16 protein-coding genes are annotated in these 19,125 nt (G+C 68.9%); 8 read left to right on the forward strand and 8 right to left on the reverse strand.

The features are described from left to right. Positions 1 to 146 precede the first annotated feature (146 nt). Complete coding sequence (locus JOD67_RS32450) at positions 147 to 1,007, reverse strand: oxidoreductase (protein ID WP_205121506.1); 861 nt, start codon at positions 1,005 to 1,007, stop codon at positions 147 to 149. Between the two features lie 86 nt (positions 1,008 to 1,093). Here JOD67_RS32450 and JOD67_RS32455 point away from each other — a divergent pair, with 86 nt between their 5' ends. Continuing rightward, positions 1,094 to 1,696 (forward strand): TetR family transcriptional regulator, encoded by a 603-nt coding sequence (locus JOD67_RS32455; protein WP_205121507.1) that lies wholly within the window; start codon positions 1,094 to 1,096, stop codon positions 1,694 to 1,696. On the opposite strand, the gene JOD67_RS32460 is transcribed toward JOD67_RS32455, so the two are convergent. Then, positions 1,693 to 3,531 (reverse strand): ABC transporter ATP-binding protein, encoded by a 1,839-nt coding sequence (locus tag JOD67_RS32460; RefSeq protein WP_239554135.1) that lies wholly within the window; start codon positions 3,529 to 3,531, stop codon positions 1,693 to 1,695. The two genes, JOD67_RS32455 and JOD67_RS32460, sit on opposite strands and share 4 nt — an antisense overlap. Continuing rightward, positions 3,528 to 5,273: an ABC transporter ATP-binding protein gene (locus JOD67_RS32465; RefSeq protein WP_205121508.1), complete on the reverse strand. Its 1,746-nt coding sequence runs from the start codon at positions 5,271 to 5,273 to the stop codon at positions 3,528 to 3,530. Before JOD67_RS32465 ends, JOD67_RS32460 begins: the two co-directional genes overlap by 4 nt. Positions 5,274 to 5,509: 236 nt before the next feature. Between JOD67_RS32465 and JOD67_RS32470 the strand changes: the two genes are divergently transcribed. Genes JOD67_RS32470 through JOD67_RS32480 form a run of 3 tightly spaced genes read left to right on the forward strand, consistent with a single transcriptional unit; the run spans position 5,510 to position 8,969 of the window. Further along, positions 5,510 to 6,391 carry an ABC transporter permease gene (locus tag JOD67_RS32470; protein WP_205121509.1) on the forward strand — a complete coding sequence of 294 codons (882 nt, stop codon included), beginning with the start codon at positions 5,510 to 5,512 and terminating at the stop codon, positions 6,389 to 6,391. After that, positions 6,392 to 7,264, forward strand: a complete 873-nt coding sequence (locus JOD67_RS32475) for a carbohydrate ABC transporter permease (RefSeq protein ID WP_205121510.1) — start codon at positions 6,392 to 6,394, stop codon at positions 7,262 to 7,264. 19 nt (positions 7,265 to 7,283) lie between these two features. Beyond that, positions 7,284 to 8,969, forward strand: a complete 1,686-nt coding sequence (locus JOD67_RS32480) for an extracellular solute-binding protein (protein ID WP_205121511.1) — start codon at positions 7,284 to 7,286, stop codon at positions 8,967 to 8,969. On the opposite strand, the gene dprE2 is transcribed toward JOD67_RS32480, so the two are convergent. The 3 genes from dprE2 to JOD67_RS32495 are packed head-to-tail and all read right to left on the reverse strand — an operon-like array spanning position 8,966 to position 11,980. Further along, on the reverse strand, positions 8,966 to 9,721 hold the full coding sequence (gene dprE2 / locus JOD67_RS32485; RefSeq protein ID WP_205121512.1) for a decaprenylphospho-beta-D-erythro-pentofuranosid-2-ulose 2-reductase: 756 nt from the start codon (positions 9,719 to 9,721) through the stop codon (positions 8,966 to 8,968). The genes JOD67_RS32480 and dprE2 overlap by 4 nt on opposite strands. Continuing rightward, positions 9,718 to 11,070 (reverse strand): decaprenylphosphoryl-beta-D-ribose oxidase, encoded by a 1,353-nt coding sequence (gene dprE1, locus JOD67_RS32490; RefSeq protein WP_205121513.1) that lies wholly within the window; start codon positions 11,068 to 11,070, stop codon positions 9,718 to 9,720. The genes dprE2 and dprE1 overlap by 4 nt, the downstream gene beginning before the upstream one ends. Next, positions 11,063 to 11,980, reverse strand: coding sequence for a decaprenyl-phosphate phosphoribosyltransferase (locus JOD67_RS32495; RefSeq protein ID WP_205121514.1), 918 nt, complete (start codon positions 11,978 to 11,980; stop codon positions 11,063 to 11,065). The genes dprE1 and JOD67_RS32495 overlap by 8 nt, the downstream gene beginning before the upstream one ends. A 207-nt stretch (positions 11,981 to 12,187) precedes the next feature. Here JOD67_RS32495 and JOD67_RS32500 point away from each other — a divergent pair, with 207 nt between their 5' ends. The 4 genes from JOD67_RS32500 (at position 12,188) to JOD67_RS32515 (ending at position 15,856) form a co-directional block, all read left to right on the forward strand. Continuing rightward, positions 12,188 to 13,954, forward strand: a complete 1,767-nt coding sequence (locus tag JOD67_RS32500; RefSeq protein WP_205121515.1) for a hypothetical protein — start codon at positions 12,188 to 12,190, stop codon at positions 13,952 to 13,954. Between the two features lie 98 nt (positions 13,955 to 14,052). Continuing rightward, positions 14,053 to 14,742, forward strand: coding sequence for a peptidoglycan DD-metalloendopeptidase family protein (locus tag JOD67_RS32505; protein ID WP_205121516.1), 690 nt, complete (start codon positions 14,053 to 14,055; stop codon positions 14,740 to 14,742). 26 nt (positions 14,743 to 14,768) lie between these two features. Further along, positions 14,769 to 15,191 (forward strand): OsmC family protein, encoded by a 423-nt coding sequence (locus tag JOD67_RS32510; protein WP_205121517.1) that lies wholly within the window; start codon positions 14,769 to 14,771, stop codon positions 15,189 to 15,191. Continuing rightward, on the forward strand, positions 15,188 to 15,856 hold the full coding sequence (locus JOD67_RS32515) for an alpha/beta fold hydrolase (RefSeq protein WP_205121518.1): 669 nt from the start codon (positions 15,188 to 15,190) through the stop codon (positions 15,854 to 15,856). Before JOD67_RS32510 ends, JOD67_RS32515 begins: the two co-directional genes overlap by 4 nt. A 228-nt stretch (positions 15,857 to 16,084) precedes the next feature. Here the strand turns inward: JOD67_RS32515 and JOD67_RS32520 are convergent, their stop codons facing one another. Both JOD67_RS32520 and JOD67_RS32525 read right to left on the reverse strand, forming a co-directional pair. After that, on the reverse strand, positions 16,085 to 17,329 hold the full coding sequence (locus JOD67_RS32520) for an IS110 family RNA-guided transposase (protein WP_205117517.1): 1,245 nt from the start codon (positions 17,327 to 17,329) through the stop codon (positions 16,085 to 16,087). A gap of 271 nt (positions 17,330 to 17,600) precedes the next feature. Beyond that, positions 17,601 to 19,013 carry an IS1380 family transposase gene (locus tag JOD67_RS32525; protein ID WP_205121175.1) on the reverse strand — a complete coding sequence of 471 codons (1,413 nt, stop codon included), beginning with the start codon at positions 19,011 to 19,013 and terminating at the stop codon, positions 17,601 to 17,603. Between the last annotated feature and the right edge of the window lie 112 nt (positions 19,014 to 19,125).

Consider the following 19,125-nt stretch of genomic DNA (forward strand, 5'->3'; position numbering starts at 1 on the left):
GCCGGGGCCGGGGCCGGCGGAGCGCGCGCCGCCGGCTGGGGCACCTCACACGGCAACCACCCCTCTACCTGGCGTCCACCCCACGTAAAGCGCCAAATGATCATGTAAGCACGATCATTGGCCCCGACGCGCCCCCAGGTCGGTTGTCAGGCGGTGATGGCGTCGAGCTCCGCGACTGCTTCGGTTGGCAGGGCTAGGTCGGCGGCGGCGACGTTCTCGCGGAGGTGGGCGAGGGACGAGGTGCCGGGGATCAGGGCGATCGTCGGCGAGCGTTGCAGCAGCCAGGCGAGCGCGACCCGGTGCGGGGTCGCGTCGAGGCGGGCGGCGACCTTGGCGAGGGTCTCGGCCTGCAGGGGCAGCATGCCGCCGAGCGGGAAGAACGCGGCGTACGCGATCCCCTCCGCGGCGCAGCGGTCGACCATCGCGTCGTCGCGGCGGTGCGCGACGTTGTAGAGGTTCTGCACGGTGACCACCGGTGCGATCGACTGGGCCTCGGTGAGCTGCGCGCCAGACGCGCCGCTGAGGCCGAGGTGCCTGATCAAGCCCTGCTCCCTCAAGGCAGCCAACGTCTCGAACGGCTTGGCGATCGACTCGTCGCTGTCGCCCTCGAACGTCGCGAGCCGCAGGTTGACCGCGTCGAGGGACTCGACGCCGAGGTGCTCGAGGTTCTCGTGGACCTGCTTCTCCAGGTCGGCGCTGTCCAACGACGGCAGCCACGCGCCGGCGGAGTCGCGGCGGGCGCCGACCTTGGTGACGATGCGCAGGTCGGCCGGGTACGGAGACAACGCCTCGCGGATGAGAGCGTTCACGACGGTCGGGCCGTAGAAGTCGCTGGTGTCGATGTGGGTGATGCCGAGGTCGACGACCTCGCGCAGGACGGCGAGCGCCTGGTCGCGGTCGCGGGGCGGGCCGAACACGTTCGGGCCGGCGAGCTGCATGGCGCCGAAGCCCATCCGGCTGATCGTCAGATCGGACGCGAGGGCGAGGACGCCTCCGGGAGCAGTCATGGGATTCAGGTCTCCTAACTAACTGGTTAGCCAGCAAGCTACCTGCTCGCTAACCAGTTAGTCAACGCTTCGCTAGGATGGCCGGCATGGCTGCAGTGGGCAACGCCGAGGCGACGAAGGAGCACATCGTCGCGGCCGCGATGGCGGAGTTCTCCGCGTACGGCATCGCCGGCGCGCGCGTCGACCGGATCGCGCAGACCGCGGGCTGCAACAAGAACCTGATCTACATCTACTTCGGCAGCAAGGAGAAGCTGTTCGCGGCCGTGCTCGACCGCAGCCTGCTGCAGGTGTACGAGGCGGTGGACTTCACGCCAGACGACCTGCCGGGGTACGCGGCCCGGGTGTTCGAGTTCGCGCTGGCGCGGCCGGACGTGATGCGGCTGATGGCCTGGTTCGCCCTCGAGCGGACGCCGGAAGCGGGCGCCGTGCAGTCCCGCGGCGCCGCCCACAGCGGGAAGGTGGCCGAGCTCGCCGCCGCCCAACGCTCCGGTCAGCTGGCGAGCACGTTCGACCCGAACTTCCTGCTGACCGCGATCATGTCGCTGGCCACCGCCTGGTCCGCGGTCAGCCCCTTCGGCCCCGTCCTGGACCAGCAGTCCCTCGCCGATCCCGTCCGCCTCCGCCAGAGCATCACCACCGCCGTCGCCCTCCTGGCGCAGACGAACGAGGTCCCTGCTCAGCCGAGCTAGACCCGGGTCTGGGCAGGCTGTTCCTCTTCGGCTTCGACGATGGACTCCTCCGACCACAGCCGCCGCATCTCGGGGCAGGTGCGGAGGAGGTGGTCCAGCGGGCCGGAGCCGACGACCTCGCCGCGGTCCAGGACGACGACCTGGTCGGCTCGTTCCAACGCCGCGCGGCGGTGCGACACCACCAGCAGGGTCGACGGGCCGCGGCCCACGGACGCCGCGGTGGCGATGCGGTCCCACAGCTGGTGCTCGGTCTCCACGTCCAACGCCGACGAGAGGTCGTCGACCACGAGCAGGTCGGGCGTACGGACCAGCGCACGTGCCGCGGTCGCCCGCTGGACCTGGCCACCCGACAGCCGCACACCGCGCGGGCCCACGACGGTCGACAGGCCCTCCGGCATGTCCGCCAGATCCTGCTCGAACGTCGCCAGCTCGACCGCCCGACCGAGGTCGGCATCCGAGGCGGGCCAACCGAGCAGCAGGTTCTCCCGCAGCGACTCCGAGAACAGCCGCGGCACCTGACCCGCGTACGCCACCCGGTCGGGGACCATGAACGTCCCCGGATCGTCCACCACCGACCCGTTCCACCGCACCTCGCCCGCGGACACCGGCAACAGCCCCAACAGCGCCCGGACCAGCGTCGTCTTGCCGGCACCGACAGCGCCCGTCACCACCGTGAACGAACCCTGCGGAATCCGCAACGACACCTCGCGAATCCCCCGCCCGGTGTCCCCGTGCACCACGGTCAGCCCGGAGGCTTCCAGCACGTGCAGTGGATCCGACCGCGTGGGCACCGGCAGCGACGCGGGCGGCGCCTCCTGACCGAACCACAGCGGACCGTGCTTCGACATGTCGTCCACCGACTCGTGCGAGGCCATCAGCCGGCTCAGCCGCTCGGTCGCGACCGCCGCCTGCGGTACGCGATAGAGCATCCGCCCCATCATCCGCGGCAGGAACGTCAGCCATCCCACGTACGACGTGAACAGGGCCAGGTCGCCGACGGTGAACGTCCCCTGCCGCATCGCCGGAGCGGCGAGCAGCAGGATCAGCCCGATCGAGATCTCGACCGAGGCGCCGGTCGCGGTGTCGAGCAGGTCCATCGCCAACCTGTCCTTGACAGCCGCCTCCCGCCGCGCCCGGTTGTGCGCCCGCAGCCGCTCCAGCACCGCGTCCTCGGCCCCGGCGGTCTTGATCGCGAGCACGCCGCTGAAGATCTCGCCGATGTACGCCGTCACCGCGGCACCGAGCGCGCGAGCCCGCGAGTGGATCCGCCGGATCACGTCGCTGAGCAGCCGGGTCAGGATGATCACGACGATCATCGGCAGCACGAGCGCCAGCGTGATCACCGGGGAGATCGCCAGCATGATCATGAACGCGATCACCGCGAACGCGAACGCCGACACCAGGTCGACCAGGTTGTCCGCGAGGACCACCAGATCGTGCACGTCGTCTCGGAACCGCGACACCGCCTCGCCCGACGAGTGCGGCAGCCGGCTCGCCGCCGGACCGCGCGCGGTGAGGATCGAGCGCAGCAGGTTGGTCTGCAGGATCGTCGAGGCGCCGTTCCACCAGTACGGCCAGAAGAAGTTCAGCGCCAGCCAGAGCAGCCCACCGCGTACGGTCTCGACCGCGACGAACGCCGCGCACAGCCAGATCGCGTTCTCCAGCGTGGCGGCCTTCTGCCCGCTGATCACGTCGAACAGAGACTTCAGCACCAGCCCGGTCACGATCGGCGTGATGATGAACGCGGCCCACATCACGGTGCCGCCGAAGTACCGCTTCTTGGTGAACGTCGTCATCCGTCCGACGACCAGCAGTGCGTCGGAGATCCGGCTCATCGTGCAACTCCCGCCGCGTCCAACAGATGGGAGAACCGGCTGCTCGGGTCGGCGGCCAGCTCCACGCGCCGTCCGTACTCCACGATCCGGCCGTCGTTGACGACCGCGATCTTGTCCACCCGCGCCAGCGACGACAGGCGGTGCGCGATCAGCACGGCCGTCCGGTTCGTCAGCAGCTGCTCGATCGCGTCCTCGATGTGCAGCTCGGTCGCCGGGTCGAGCCGGCTCGACGCCTCGTCGAGCACGACCAGCCCCGGATCGGTGAGGAACGCGCGCGCGAACGCCAGCAGCTGCGCCTCGCCGGCCGACACGCCACTGCCCGCGGCGCCGAGCTCGGTGTCGAGCCCGTTCGGCAGGTCCCGCAGCCAGTCGCCGAGTCCCACGGACTCGAGCACCGAACGGAGCCGGTCGTCATCGGCGTCGCCGCGGAACAGCATCAGGTTGTCCCGCACGCTCGCCGCGAACAGCTGCACGTCCTGCGTCACCACCGCGATCCGGCGGTGGACCGAGGCGAGATCGGTGTCGCGCAGGTCGACGCCGCCGAGCCGAACGGTGCCCTGGGTCGGGTCGTACAGCCGTAGCACCATCCGCGCGATCGTGGTCTTGCCCGAGCCTGTCCGCCCCACCAGGCCGAGCGTCTCCCCCGGCTCCAGCCACAGTGTGATGTCGGACAGCACCTGCTCGTCGTCGTCGGCGTAGGCGAACCCGACGTGGTCGAGCTCCAGGCTCAGCGGACCGTGCGCGGGCAGCGGCCGCGGCTCCTCCGGCTCGGGCAGCGTGCGCTGCTCGGCGAACAGCTGGCCGATCCGCGCGACGCCGGCGAGCGCCTTCTGGTACTGCTGGATCTGGTCGATGATGCGTTCGAACGGCGCCCGCACCATCTGCGTGTACTGAAAGAGCAGCACCGCGGTACCGACCGTGAGCGTGCCGTTCTGCTGCACCCACGCGGCGAGGCCGAGGATGATCGCGGTGCCGAGCGCGAACGCGATGTTGGTGCCCGCGAACAGCGCGCCGCCGATCCGTTCGGCCTTCAGGTCGGCGCGATAGACCTCGGCGGCCTTGCCGTGGTAGCGGTTGACGAGGTGGTGACCGGCGCCGTTCGCCCGGATGTCCTCCGCGCCCGCGAGCTGCTCCTCGAGGCTGCCGAACAGCGCGGCGAACCGTTCGCGCACCTTCGTCGCCGCCGGGACGGCGAGCCGCTGCGCGCGCACCATCGCCAGCCCGACCAGCGCGCAGTAGACGAGCAGGACGCCACCGATGCGTACATCGACCGTGAGCACGACCGCGATCACGCCGACGAGCAAGAGCAGGCTGGCCACGACGTCGAGCATGAACGCGACGACGAACTCCGCCAGCGCCACGACGTCGCCGTCGACGCGCTCGATCATCTCCCCAGGCGTGCGCTTGCCGTGGTACGCCATGTCCAGGCTCATCGCGTGCTCGGCGAGGCCCTCGCGCATGCGGTTGGTGCCGTCCCAGGCGAGCTGGCTGGCCAGCCAGGCGGTGACGACCCGGGCGCCCTGGCCGGAGACCGCGAGGCCGAGGTAGCCGAGGGCGATGAGGATGAGCTGCTGAGCGCTCTCCCCCGCGATCGCGCCGTCGACGAAGGCCTTGGTGAACTGGGGCGCGAGCAGCGGCAGCACGGTCGTGGCGAGGATGGCAGCGGCCAGCGCTGCGGCCGCCCGGCGCCCAGGCCAGAGGTGACGCAGCACGGAACGGCGGCGGTTGGTCGGCGTTGACATGGAATGCCTCACGCTACGGATCGCGAGGCGTCGCCCACAAACGGTTTTAGCCCGCGCCTGGTCCCAATCGGAGGAGACCAGTTGTCTGCCCGAGTCGCCGCCGGCACGCGGGGATTGTCCAGCGGTGGACGCACCAGTGGTCTCCCCGCAAACGACCGGCCACCTAGGCGTGAACCAGGCCCGCTCCTACTGTGCTGAGCAGTCGTCCAGGAAGGCTCAGCACCTTGCTGCACCGGATGTTGCGTGTCCGTTGGATGTACGCGTTCATCATCCCCGGCTTCTTGTTCTTCGTGGTGTTCGCGTACGTGCCGCTGCTCGGGAACGTCGTGGCGTTCCAGGACTACTCGCCGTTCCTCGGCTTCACCGGCTCACCGTGGGTCGGGATGGCGAACTTCCAAGCCCTGTTGACAGGTCCCGAGCTGATCGACTCGTTGCGCAACACGTTGATCATCTCGCTGCTGCAGATCGTGTTCGCGTTCCCGGCGCCGATCGCGCTGGCGCTGCTGCTCAACTCGCTGCTGTCGGAGCGCGTGAAGCGCGTTGTGCAGTCGATCGTCTACCTGCCGCACTTCATCTCCTGGGTGATCGTGATCTCGATCTGGCAGGAGGTGCTCGGCGGCGCCGGCGCGGTCTCGCAGTTGGCTCAGCTGTTCGGTGGCGACTCGGTGAACGTGATGTCCAACCCCGACACGTTCCAGCTGCTCGTCACGCTGCAGGTGATCTGGAAGGAGACCGGTTGGGGAACGATCATCTTCTTCGCCGCGATCACCGCGATCCCGCAGGACCTGTACGAGTCGAGCGCCTGCGACGGCGCCGGGCCGCTGCGCCGGATCTGGCATGTGACGCTGCCCGGCATCGTCCCGGTGATCATGCTGCTGCTCATCCTGCGGCTCGGCTCGGTGCTGTCTGTCGGGTTCGAGCAGCTGATCCTGCAGCAGCCCGCAGTTGGCGCGGACGCGGCGCAGGTACTCGACACGTTCGTCTACTACCGCGGCGTGCTCGGCGGCGACTGGGGCATCTCGACCGCGGCCGGCCTGCTCAAGGGCATCGTCGGCACGCTGCTGGTGTTGGCCGCGAACAAGCTGGCCAAACGCTCCGGCGCGGAAGGACTGTTCTAGATGGCGTCCCCCTGGTTGCGGCCGCCGAGCGCACCGATCCGAGGCGTGAAAGCGCTCGTGATCGCGGCGATCGTGCTGGTGATGCTGTACCCGTTCGCGTACGTGATCTTCGCCTCGTTCTCAGCCGCGGGCTCGACGATGCAGGCGTCGCTGATCCCGTCGGAGTGGACGCTCGACGCGTACCGCGCGATCCTGCAGGGCGGAGTGGTCACCCGCGCGCTGTGGGTGTCGGCCGGCGTCACGCTGGTCGGGACGGCGATGTCGGTGTTCTTCACGATCACGTTGGCGTACGGGCTCACCCGGACGCGCGAGGTGCCCGGCGCGAAGCCGATCCTCTACCTGGTGCTGTTCACGATGCTGTTCGGTGCCGGCATCATCCCGAACTACCTGCTGGTCAAGGGACTCGGCCTCCTGGACACGTACTGGGCACTGATCCTGCCCGGGCTGATCTCGGCGTTCAACATGGTCGTGGTCCGCAACTTCTTCATGCAGATCCCCACCGAGCTGTTCGAGGCGGCGCGCATCGACGGCGCCGGGGAGGTACGGATCTTCACCCGCATCGTGCTGCCGCTGTCGAAGGCGGTCGTCGCGGTGATCGCGTTGTTCTACGCGGTGGGCTACTGGAACTCGTTCTTCGGCGCGATGCTCTATCTCAACGACGCGTCGAAGTGGCCGATCCAGCTCGTGCTCAACCAGTACGTGCTGCAGGGCACGCCGCTGTCGCAGTTCGAGAATCCCAACTCAGTGCCGCCGCCCGCTCAGGCGGTGTCGATGGCGGTCGTCGTCCTCGCCACTCTTCCGATCCTCGTCATCTACCCGTTTGCCCAACGCTACTTCACGAAAGGCGTGCTGACCGGCGCCATCAAGGGCTGATCGGCGGAAGGAGACTGCCATGAATCCATCGAGTCCAGCACCGTTGAGCCGCCGCGCCGCGCTCTCCCTCGGCCTCGGGACTGCCGCCTCGCTCGCCCTCGCCGCGTGTGGCGGGTCCGGGTCAGGCTCCAGCTCGGCCGGACCGCAGAAGGGCGCGGGCAAGCTGCCGGACCCGCCCGCGTTCGTCCCGCTGCCCAAGGTGGACGGGGCGATCGTGAGCACCGTCGACGGCGTGCCGCCGGGGTACGTGACGTTCCCGAAGGAGCTGTTCACGTCGACGTCCGCGCCGTTCAAGGGCGTCAAGCCGGTCAGCGTGTTCCAGATCGTGTGGGGCAACGCGCCGACGCCGCTGACCGGGAACAAGTACTGGCAGGCGTTGAACGAGGGGCTCGGCACGGAGTACAAGGCGATCTTCGTCCCGGCGGACGCGTACGACCAGAAGCTCTCGACGATGCTCGCGAGCAACGACCTGCCGGACATCACCGAGATGCTGCCGACTCCCGCGTCGGACAAGGCGATTCGGCAGGGCGCGTTCGCCGATCTCACCGAGATCCTGGCCGGCGACGGCGTGAAGAAGTACAAGAACCTCGTGCACATTCGTCAGGACCAGTGGGAGAACTCGTCGATCAACGGGCGGATCTTCGGCGTGCCGGTGGACCTGCCGTACGCCGACATGCAGTTCCGCTACCGCGGCGACTGGGCCGCGAAGCTCGGCTACCCGGACGTGCCGTCGTCGCCGGAGGAGTTCCTCACGGTGATGTCCGCTATCTCCAAGGGGAATCCGGTGTCCGGGAAGCGGACGTGGGGGCTCGGCGCGTACCCGGGCGCGTTGCGGATCTTCCTCAGCGGCATGTTCATGGTGCCGAACGAGTTCCGGCTCGACGCCGGCAAGCTGACGCCCGCGTTGGACACCGACGAGTACGAGGCGTCGCTGGAGTACACCGCCGAGCTGTGGAAGGCGGGCGCGTTCCACCCCGACGCGTTGGCGCTGGGAACGCAGGAGGCCAAGGCGATCGACAAGTTCATCGGTGGCGAGCTCGGGTTCGTGAAGACCGGGATCGCGGGGTCGATCTACGAGCCGTTCGTCGGGATGTACGCGAAGAACCCGCTGATCCGCGCGATCACTCCGCCGGGGAAGGACGGCAAGTTCACGTTCCCGCGGACGTCTGGCTGGTGGGCGCGGACGGTGATCCCGGCCTCGGTCGGCAAGGACCGCAAGCGGCTGGAGGAGGTGCTGTCGGTCATCGACTACCTCTGGGCGGCGTACGGCTCGGTGGAGCGGATGATCGGCTCGTTCGGCAAGGAAGGCGTGACGTACGACCGCGACCCCAGCAAGAAGGGCGCGCCGCTCCCGCGCTCGGAGGGTGCGATGGCGAACGACGTGATCGGCTTCTCGTCGTGGACAGCGCCGTTCTACTACTACTCCGTCGGCGGCGAGAAGCCGATCCGCGATGCCGTCGCGTACTGCGAGAAGATGGTCCAGAACTCCGTCGCCAACCCCGCCGCCGGCCTGTTCTCCCAGACGGCGAGCCGGCAGAGCGGGGTGCTGGAGACGTTGGAGAAGGACTACGTCAACCAGATCGTGACCGGCCGCAAACCCGTGTCAGCGTTGGCCGAATACCGAGCCCAGTGGCACAAGCGCGCAGGCGACCAGATCATCTCCGAGCTCAGCAAGGCCCTGGACGAACGCGAGGGTCCGTCCTAGAGGGGCAGGCGGCGGAAGATCGGGCGTGGCAGGTGTCTCAGGGCTGACATCACCACGCGGAACGTGGCGGGGACCCACACCGTCTCCGCGCGGCCTGCCACCGCCGTACGGACCGCCACCGCCACCTCGTCCGCGGACACCGACAAGGGCGCGGACTGCAAGCCGGCTGTCATCTTCGTCGTCACGAAGCCCGGCCGCACCACCACGACCCGCACGCCGAACTCGCGCACCGCGTCGCCCAGACCCGTGTAGAACGCGTCCATCCCCGCCTTCGTCGACCCGTACACGAAGTTCGAACGCCGGGCCCGCTCCCCCGCGACCGACGACATCGCGACGATCACGCCGTGCCCCTGCTGCTTCATCCGGTCCGCCAGCGCCACTCCGACCGACACCGCGCCGACATAGTTGACCTCCGCCAGCTCGACCGCCGCGGACACGTCCGTCCATGCTTGTTCGTTGTCGCCGAGCAGGCCGAACGCCACCACCGCCACGTCGATGTCCCCGCCGGCGAACGCCTTCGCGACGACCTCCTCGTGCGTCTCGGTCGCACGCGCCTCGAACGGCAGCACCTCGACGTCGCATCGCAGCCCGCGCAGATGCGCGGCAGAAGCGTCGAGGTTGGCCGACGGACGCCCCGCCAGGACGACCCGCAGCGGCTGGCCGCCCGCGAGCGCCTCGACGATCGCGAGGCCGATCTCGGAGCCGCCACCCAGCAGCAGGATCGACTGGGGCTTGCCGGTCGCGTTGATCACAGTTGCAGCCTCCGGGACAGGTCGGAGCAGAACACTCCGTCGGGATCGAGCTCTGAACGTACCCGGTTGAACTCGTCGAGCCGCGGGTACATCGCCCGGAGCGTCTCCGGCGCGACCCGCGAGTCCTTCGCGAGATAGACCCGGCCACCGGCCTCGAGCACCATCGCGTCCAGCGCGTCGAGCAGGTCACCGAGGCCCGGGCCGACGGGGATGTCGACCGCGAGAGTCCAACCAGGGTTGGGGAACGAGAGCGGCGCGGGGTTCGCGGCACCGAAGCGCTTGAGCACGTTCAGGCACGACACGTGCCCCGACGACGCGATCGCCGACACACAGGCCCGGAACGTGGACTCCGCGCCGAACGGCAACACGAACTGGTACTGCACGAAGCCGCGCGGCCCGTACACCCTGTTCCACTCCGCGACGATGTCCAGCGGGTGGAAGAACTGGGTGATGTTCTGGACCTCGTCGTGCCGGTTCTTCGGTGCCTTGCGGTACCACAGCTCGTTGAACGCCGACGCGGTCAGCCGATTCACCAACCCACTGGGGAAAAGCGGCGGCATCGTCGCCAGCTGAGGAGCGGCGAACCGCAGCGGAGCCGAACGCAGCTTGCGAGGAAGATCGTCGCGCAGCGCCGATCGGCCGCGGGTCAGCACCGCGCGCCCCAAGCGAGGCCCGGTCGTCACCGAGTCGAACCACGCGACCGAGTACGCATACTGGTCGTCGCCGTCGGAGAGCCGGTCCATCAGCTCGTCGAGGTTCTCGGTGCGTTCGGTGTCGACGACGAAGTACGCCGACTCGACCCGCTTCACCCGGATCCGCGCCCGCAGCACGATCCCGGTGAGCCCCATCCCGCCGACCGTCGCCCAGAACGCGGCGGCGTCCGGACCTTCCGGCATGAGCGTACGAACCTCGCCGTTGGCGGTCAGCAGTTCCATCGACAGCACGTGGTTGCCGAAGCTGCCGTCGACATGGTGGTTCTTGCCGTGCACGTCCGCCGCGATCGCGCCGCCGACCGTCACCTGCCGGGTGCCGGGGATGACCGGCAGCCAGAGCCCGCACGGCAACAGCGCACGCATCAACGTGTCCAGGCTGACCCCGGCATCGACGTCGACCGTCGCGCCGTCGACGTCCACCGAGTGCACGCGGTCCAGCCCGGTGAGGTCGATGACCAGTCCGCCGGCGTTCTGCGCGGCGTCGCCGTAGCTGCGGCCCAGTCCGCGCGCGACCACTCCGCGCGGCCCCGCGTCCTTGAGCGCGTGGGCGACGGCGTCGTACGAGGTCACGGGTACGACGTTCGCCATCGTCGGCGCCGTCCGGCCCCAGCCGTGCAGCACCCGTCGCTCAGTCATCGAACACCCCTAGGACGAAGATCAGAAGCCACGCGACTCCCAACAGTTGAAGGCCGCGATCGCGCAGCACGATGTCCTCCGGCTCGCCGGCCTCGCCCTTGTCGACGTCGACGGCGTACCGCAGGAGGCTCAGCACGAACGGCGCGATCGAGATCGCCTCCCACTTGATGCCGACGCTCTGGTTCGCCATCTCGAACGCCCACAGGCTGTACGCCGCCACGGTCACCGTCGCCGACAGCGTCCAGACGAACCGCAGGTACGTCGTCGAGTACCCCTCGAGCGAACGACGCGTCTCCGATCCAGGCCCGAGCTCGCGCAGCTCCGAGTAGCGCTTCCCCGCGACCATGAACAGCGAGCCGAAGCTCGCGACCAGCAAGAACCACTGCGACAACGGGATGCCCGCAGCGACGCCACCGGCGATCGCGCGGAGCAGGAATCCCGAAGCCACGACGGCGATGTCGATCACCGGCTCGTGCTTCAACCACAGCGAATAGGCGAGCGACGCGGCCGCGTACACGCCGAGCGTCACGGTGAGATAGACGCTCGCCAGCAGGCTGAGCCCGAGCCCTCCTGCGAGCAGGACGACCGCCAGGACGACGGCCGCGCGCGGCGACACGAGGCCGGCGGCGATCGGGCGGAACCGCTTCACCGGATGGCGGCGATCCTCCTCGACATCCCTGACGTCGTTGATCAAGTAGATCGCGGAGGCGACCAGGCAGAAACTCACGAACGCCACCAGCGTGCCGAACAGAACGTCCAGCTCGCCGATCTGCCCAGAGGCCAACGGGGCCGCGCAGACGAGGACGTTCTTCACCCATTGGCGGGGACGCGCGGAACGGATCAATGCGCCCAGGAGCGAACGCCCACGGACAAATGCCGTAGGTGTGCTCTTGTCGACGTCCGTTGTCACCGAAGGAATCAACTCACGCTATCGTCACGCACGGGGAAAGCATCGCTTTGCGGTCGGCACGATAACAACACAGAGTCAGCGCATTTCGGCCGACCGGGGGGATCTACCGGGGATTCAGCGGGATCTGGTGGTGAGCGTTCCCCGTTTCGTGGGCAGGCTCACCCCGAGCGAACAAGAATCCATCGCAAGACCCGACGAGGAGTTCTCGTGTCTGTCAGCCTGGCGCCCACCGACTCGGCGGTGGACCCTGACGTGGAACGACACCCGACCCCCCGTTCATCGTCGTTCGTCGCCTTCGTGGTGGATCTGGCCGGCTCGTTCCTGGTCCCGCTGGGCGCGTACCTCTTCCACGCGGCCCTCTTCGGCCGCTGGATCGTCGACGACGCCGCGATCTCGTTCGCGTACGCCCGCAACATCGCCGAGGGGTACGGCATCGTCCACCAGCCCGGCGCCGAGTCGGTCGAGGGCTACTCCAACCCGTTGTGGACCGCACTGCTCACCGTGCTGCACTACTTCGGCGTGCTGGACGACGGCACCAACACGCTCGGCGGAATCCCCGACTACGCGTACGTCCCGCGCGCGATCGCCGTCGTCTGCGTGATCGTCATCTTCCTCTGCCTGCGGCGGATCTTCGGCCAGATCTTCCCGCGCAGGCGGGCGATCGTGGCGACGCTGGTGGCCGGACTGATCCTCGCGATCAACCCGTCGTTCGTCGGCTGGACCGTCTCCGGCATGGAGAACCCGCTCTACGCCGCGCTGGTCGCCCTGCTCGCCGCGCTGCTGGTGACCGCGGCCGTCAAGCGGAACGTGCTGTCCGCCAGGGTCGCGATGCTGTCGTCGGTGCTCGTGCTGCTGCTCGCCCTCACCCGGCCGGACGGGCTGATCTTCGTATTGGCGTACCCGTTGCTCGTCGCCAGCCAGCTGCGCCGGCCGAACCTCGGCCGCTCGTTCAAGGCTCTCGTGATCGCCGGGGCGACGTTCGCGATCCCGGCCGCCGCGTTGCTGTTCCTGCGGTACCAGACCTGGGGACTGCTGGTGCCGAACACCGCGGTGGCGAAGTCCCAGAACGGCTTGGACTTCGCGGGCCTGGCGAAGGTCACCCAGCTCGTCGAGCACGTGGGCTGGCCGGTCACGTTCCTCGCGCTGCTGCTGGTCGGGATGACGTTCGTGCAGCTGCTTCGGCCGGCGCCTACGTGGCGGGTGTCGTCCGCGTTCAAGCTCGGGCTGTACGGGCTGACCGCGGTGTTCCTGCCCTCGTTCGCCGCGTACGCGTTGCTCAACGAGGACTGGATGATCCAGCTGCGGTTCGCGACGCCGTTCTGGGTGACGTCGGCGCCGCTGCTCGCCGCGCTCCTCGTGCACTGGCTGGCGATGCCGCACCGGCGGACGCAGGTCGTGGTCGGCGTACTGACGCTGGCGGCGGTCGTTCCGACGCTGTTGATCATGGCCGACAAGTCGCAGACCTGGCGGACCCGCCCGACGCTGACCGCCTGCTTCGTCGCCGAGCGCTACGGGCGGATGTGGAACACCTACGCCGACCTGCTCGGGATCCAGAACGCGTCGTACCTCACCCCCGACCTCGGCGGCACGCTGCTCACGTCGCGGCACAAGATCTACGACCTCGGCGGCCTGATGGACGCGCACATCGCCCGCGCGATGAACACCGGCGACCACCAGGCGCTCGCGGAGTACGTCTTCACCGAGACCAAGCCGACGTTCATCCACATCCATGGGTCGTTCAAGGAGCCGATCTTCTCCGACCCGCGGCTGGACACGGACTACCTGCCGATCGTCCCGAGCCAGGACTACGTCCGCAAGGACGCCGTGCGGAACCTGAGTGGCTACTACTTCCTGAGGAACTCCGCCCCCGTGGCCGAGGCGGCTCTGTGGTCGTGGCGGAAGTCCCACCAGCTCGCCTCGTGCGGCCCGATGACCCCGGGCTCCCCCAGCCGCATGGGCGTCCAGAACCCGTAGCTTGCACGGGACTTTAAGACTGGCTGAAGGCGCTTCGAAGGCTGCCTGAACTCCCCTGCGGACGATGGTTCCGAACAGCTCCCAGGGAGGGAACAGACATGGCCGCACCAGTCCCCGATCCGCACGTGACCTGCGAGTTCGGCGTTCCAGGCGACTGGAAGGCGGGTTACCACACCGGCCGCGACTACCGGGCGCGGACGGGGACGCCGGTGTTCGCCACCGCGACGGGGCGGGTCGCCAAGCTGCATCCCGGGACCGACGGGTCGTACGGGCGGTACGTGTGGCTGGAGACCGATGGGATCCGGCACCTGTACGCGCACCTGTCCAAGATCCTCGTCGAGGTGGGCGAGACTGTGAAGGCGGGCGAGCAGCTCGCGGAGTCCGGCAACACCGGCAACACGACCGGCCCGCACCTGCACTACGAGGAGCGGCACAGCCCGTACCGCTACCTGAACCACCGCAAGCCGCGGCTCGACCGCACGTCGACCGCGACGCCGCTCGTGCACCCGATCTGGTGGCGGCGGCTCGCGTTCGGGACCCGCGACTCCGACTCGGTGCGCGCGCTGCAGGCGCGGCTCAACGGGGTCGTCCGCGCCGGGCTGCCGGTCACCGGCAACTACCTCGACCTGACCAAGGCGGCGGTCCGGAAGTTCCAGCTCGCGCAGCACTGGGTGGGCGCCGACGCGGACGGACTGATCTACGACCCCGAGCGGCAGGGCGGCGGGCGCGAGACGACGCGGCGGCTGTTCCCGAACCCGCCGTACGTCATCCACTGGCAGACGCTGTAGCTCAGCCGATCTGGCAGGGTTGAGGCATGGCGAACGACTCCTCGCTCCGCTCCGTGTCCCTGTCCCACGTCGGTGACGGTGCGTTCACCGCGACCAACGTCCGGGGCGGCACGGTCACGGTGGGCTCCGCGGACACCGACTTCACCCCCGTCGAGCTCCTCCTCGCGGCGATCGGCGCCTGCACGGCGCTCGACGTCGAGACGGTGACCGGCCGGCGGGCCACGCCGGAGTCGTTCGAGGTGAACGTCGACGCGCAGAAGCTGCGCGACGAATCGGGCAACCGGCTGACCGACATCGGGGTGACGTTCCGGGTGAAGTTCCCCGACGACGCCGCCGGTGACGCGGCTCGTGCAGTGCTGCCGGAGATCGTGCAGCGGTCGCACGACCGGCTGTGCACGGTCGGCCGTACGGTCGAGGCCGGAACGCCGATCGCCACGACCATCGAGTGAGCGCGCTGGCGTTCTCGATCCACGGGCCTGCCGCTGGGCGGCCGATGGTGCTGCTGCACGGGCTGACGTCGGACCGTTCGTCCTGGGATTCGGTGCTGCCTCTGCTGTCTTCGTGGCGGTCGTACGTCCCTGACCTGCGCGGCCACGGCGCCTCGGAGCGGGCGGAGCGCTACTCGTTCGAGCTGCTGGCCGCCGACATCCTGGCGCTCCTCGACGAGCAGGGACTGGCTCGGCCGGTGCTCGTCGGGCACTCGATGGGTGGCGTGGCCGCCTACCTCCTGGCCGCACGGCATCCCACCCGGCTCTCGGCGCTGGTGCTCGAGGAGACGCCGCCGCCGTTCCCGCAGCAGCGTCCCGTCCCGGAGCGCCCGCCGGGTCCGTTGCCGTACGACTGGACTGCGCGGGTGGACCTGCTGGCCGAGGTCAACAACCCCGGTGCGACCTGGCTGGACGAGCTCGGCTCGATCACCGTGCCGACGTTGGTGCTCGGCGGCGGTCCGACGAGCCCGTTCCCGCAGGACCAAATGCGCCTGGTTGCCGAACGCATCCCGCGCGGCGAGTTCGTCTCGATCCCCGTCGGCCACGGCATCCACAAGGAGGACCCGGACGCGTTCGTCCACCTCGTCCGCACCTTCCTCGCCGGCAGCCCCCACCGTTTCGAATGAAGGGCACCTTCATTCAATAGGTTCGAATGAAGGTGCCCTTCATCCCGGATCCACCGTTCGGGTTTGGTGGTGCGGTTTTCGGGGGGTTTGCTGTTCGTTGTTGTGGCTGGTGTTGTTTGGGCGCTAGGAGGTTGCCGGGCGGTGCCGGCTGTTCCATGTGTGGTCTTCGGTCGGGCCCGTTGAGGGCCGGGTGGTCGGGGTGGTTAGACACCCCAGGTCCGTAAGTTGTCAAGCGGCGGTTTGTTGATCTTGGTTTCGGTGGGCCCAGGCGGTGTGTTCGTCGTAGTGGGTGTGGTGGCGTAGGCATCCGTGGAGGATGCCGACGAGGCGGTTGCCGAGGGCGCGGAGGGCTTGGTGGTGGAGGTCGCCGGCGGCGCGGTGTTGGTCGTAGAGGGCGCGTGCTCCGGGGCTTCGGGTGAGGGAGCAGAAGGCCCAGGCGTCGATGGCGTCGTAGAGGCGGCGGTTGCGGACGTGGCGGGCGAGCACGGCGCGTTTCTTGCCCGAGGCGATGGTCAACGGTGACGTGCCGGCGTAGTTCTTGCGAGACTTGGTGGTGGTGTAGCGAGTGGGGTCGTCCCCGAACTCACCGAGCACCCGGGCGCCGAGGATGACACCGAGTCCTGGCAGGGAGCGGTAGATGTCGGCGTCCGGGTGGTGCTCAAAATGGGCTGCGAGTTCGGTTTCGAGCTCGCTGATCTGGCGGTTCATCTCGGCGATGATGCCGACCGCGGCGCGGGTGGTGGCCGCGAACGCGGCCGCCACTGGGACGGGTGCGGCCAGCTGCTCGGTGCGCAACGCGGCCTGGATCTCGCGGGCCCGGGTGTCGAGGTTGCGGCGGCGCCCGGCCTGCTTCAGCGCTGACCGGATCGACGAGACGCTCAGCCGGGCACCCTGGTCGGGGGTCGCCGCGCGCTCGAGCACGGCCAGCGCGTCCCGGTCGGTGAGATCGTCGAAGGCGACCAGCGCGCCCGGGTAGTACTCGCGCAGCGCCGAGCGCAGCGCGTTGGTCTGCCTGGTGCGGGCCCAGATCAGGTTCTGGTGGCCGCGGGCCAACACCTTGACAGCCTCAGCACCCGCACTGTCACCGGCGATCGGCCGGTGGTTGTGGCGGTCGGTGCGGACCAGGTCGGCGAGCAGTTTCGCATCACCGGCGTCGGACTTGGCTCCCGACAGATGGTGGCGGTCGCGGTAGCGGGCCACCGCCAGTGGGTTGATCGCATACACCTGGTACCCGGCCGCGACCAACGCGTTGACCCACAGACCACGGTCGGTCTCGATCCCGACCACCACCCCGGCCGGGTCCACGCCATGATCCTCGGCATGGACGGCGGCGTGGCTGGCGACCACGTCATGCAACGCCCGGATCCCGGGCAGCCCTTCCGGCAGCCGGCGCGAGGCCAACCGTTCACCGTTGTCGTCCATCACGTGAATGTCGTGATGATCCTCGGCCCAGTCATCGCCAACGAAGATCATCGATCACCTCCCAAGGTGCGCCGAGTCGCTGGAACCTGTCCGAGCCGAAGGCAACCCGGCGGCAACCTAATGGATCAGTGCTCACGCCATCATCGACGGGCACGACACCCCATCAGCGCTACAGGAAGCCTCACCAACCGGCCGGCGCACGATCTAACCCTAGGAGTCGAACATCGATCCAGGCGGCAGAAGTGCTCACCGGCCAGCGGCTCGGCGACCAGCGTTCCTCCAACCAGACATCATCCGTTCGAGGCTCGCCGATCAGGTCCCATTAGGCGGGGTGTGGTGGGGCGTGCTGAGCAGCGGTGGTGAACAGTTGTTGCCAGTCGTGTTCCCAGGGCCAGTTCCGTGGTAGGTGGAGGGTGAGGCGGCGGGCGGATCGGGCGATCCGGGCGGGCAGGTTGATCAGGTGGGCGCGGATGGTCGCGGTGGTGGCGCGGGCGTGGAAGGTCGAGGCGAGGGTGCCGGCGGCGCGGGTCAGGTTGAACGCGATCGCGGCGCAGACCAGCCAGGCGGCGTTGGCGTTGAACCGGCCGGACGGTAGGTGGGCCAGGGCGGAGTTCTTCAGGTCGGCGATGACTTGTTCGACGATGGCGTGGCCGCGGTGCTGAGTTTCGGCCTGTAGCAGCAGCATCGGAGAGTCGGTGAACACCGCGTGATAGCGGTAGGCCGCGAACAACTCGCCCTGCACCGCGTCGGTTTGGAGGTGGCGTTGGATGTTGCGGGGAACGTGGCTGGTGGGGTTGAGGCGGCGGACTCGGCGCACGATCAGTCGGGCGGTGACCTGTTCACCGGCGCGGCGGTTACCGAAGGCGGTGTAGCCGATTTCGGCGACTTCGGCATCGGAGATCCAGCACTGCTCGGCTTCGTCGAAGACCGCGTTGGGGTAGTGGATCGGCGTCCAGGTCTGCTCGTCGATGGCGCTGATCGCGGCGACCACGGCCGGTGTCATCCGGGCCGTCACCGAGAACCGGGCCCGGGCCCGGCGGATCGCGGCGATCGTGTGGTGGGTGTAGAACGCGGAGTCCGCACGCACGATGACCATGCCGGACGCGTCGGCCTTCCGGACGGTGCCGATCGCGTCGCCGATCAGCGTGGCGGCGCCGCGAGCCGAATGCGTCGACCCTTTCCGCAGCCGGGTGGCGGCGATCACCGGCGCGCCGGTGGATGTGGACACGGTCGCGAGCAGCGCGTTCAAACCGCTCACACCGGAGTAGCCGCAGCCGACGCCCTGCTTGGCGTGACCATGGGTTCGCCGGATGGTGTCGTCGACATCGACGAACACCAACTCATCGCCGTCGGGCAGCAGCGGAGTGTGCCTGGCCAGGTTCACCAAGAACGCTGCCGCGACCGCGTCTAGCTGCCGGACATGGCCGAAGGTGAAACAGCGAAGGAAGGTGCCCAACGTCGACGGTGCCCGCACCCCGCCGAACAACCGGTCCATCCCGCCGTGCCGCAGCAGGTCCAGGTCATCAATCGAGTCCGCGCCGGCGACCATTCCGGCGACCAGCGCCGGCACCTTCAGCTGCGGGTTCGCCCCACCCGGGGCATCGATGCTGACCCTCGCGCCGGCCAACTGCGCCAGCCCGCACCGCCGCGCCAACGACAGCACCGGAACCAATCCCGCGCACGAAACCAGATTCGGATCATCAAAAACCGCCGAAACACTATGAGAGACTCGCATCTCACGGATGCCCTTCTCGCCGGTGACCTGGAACTCTCGACAAGTCCCATCGTCCCCGCCCAGAAGGGCATTCGTGCGCAACGACCCGCCCGACCACCCAGCCCACTCGGTG

The organism is Tenggerimyces flavus, from assembly GCF_016907715.1.
GTDB classification, from domain to species: domain Bacteria; phylum Actinomycetota; class Actinomycetes; order Propionibacteriales; family Actinopolymorphaceae; genus Tenggerimyces; species Tenggerimyces flavus.

Bases quoted from the DNA above. Each gene is read 5' to 3' on its own strand.
- JOD67_RS32450 (WP_205121506.1), bottom strand. From the start codon at position 1,007: ATGACTGCTCCCGGAGGCGTCCTCGCCCTCGCGTCCGATCTGACGATC.
- JOD67_RS32455 (WP_205121507.1), top strand. From the start codon at position 1,094: ATGGCTGCAGTGGGCAACGCCGAGGCGACGAAGGAGCACATCGTCGCG.
- JOD67_RS32460 (WP_239554135.1), bottom strand. From the start codon at position 3,531: ATGAGCCGGATCTCCGACGCACTGCTGGTCGTCGGACGGATGACGACG.
- JOD67_RS32465 (WP_205121508.1), bottom strand. From the start codon at position 5,273: ATGTCAACGCCGACCAACCGCCGCCGTTCCGTGCTGCGTCACCTCTGG.
- JOD67_RS32470 (WP_205121509.1), top strand. From the start codon at position 5,510: ATGTTGCGTGTCCGTTGGATGTACGCGTTCATCATCCCCGGCTTCTTG.
- JOD67_RS32475 (WP_205121510.1), top strand. From the start codon at position 6,392: ATGGCGTCCCCCTGGTTGCGGCCGCCGAGCGCACCGATCCGAGGCGTG.
- JOD67_RS32480 (WP_205121511.1), top strand. From the start codon at position 7,284: ATGAATCCATCGAGTCCAGCACCGTTGAGCCGCCGCGCCGCGCTCTCC.
- dprE1 (WP_205121513.1), bottom strand. From the start codon at position 11,070: ATGACTGAGCGACGGGTGCTGCACGGCTGGGGCCGGACGGCGCCGACG.
- JOD67_RS32505 (WP_205121516.1), top strand. From the start codon at position 14,053: ATGGCCGCACCAGTCCCCGATCCGCACGTGACCTGCGAGTTCGGCGTT.
- JOD67_RS32510 (WP_205121517.1), top strand. From the start codon at position 14,769: ATGGCGAACGACTCCTCGCTCCGCTCCGTGTCCCTGTCCCACGTCGGT.
- JOD67_RS32520 (WP_205117517.1), bottom strand. From the start codon at position 17,329: ATGATCTTCGTTGGCGATGACTGGGCCGAGGATCATCACGACATTCAC.
- JOD67_RS32525 (WP_205121175.1), bottom strand. From the start codon at position 19,013: ATGCGAGTCTCTCATAGTGTTTCGGCGGTTTTTGATGATCCGAATCTG.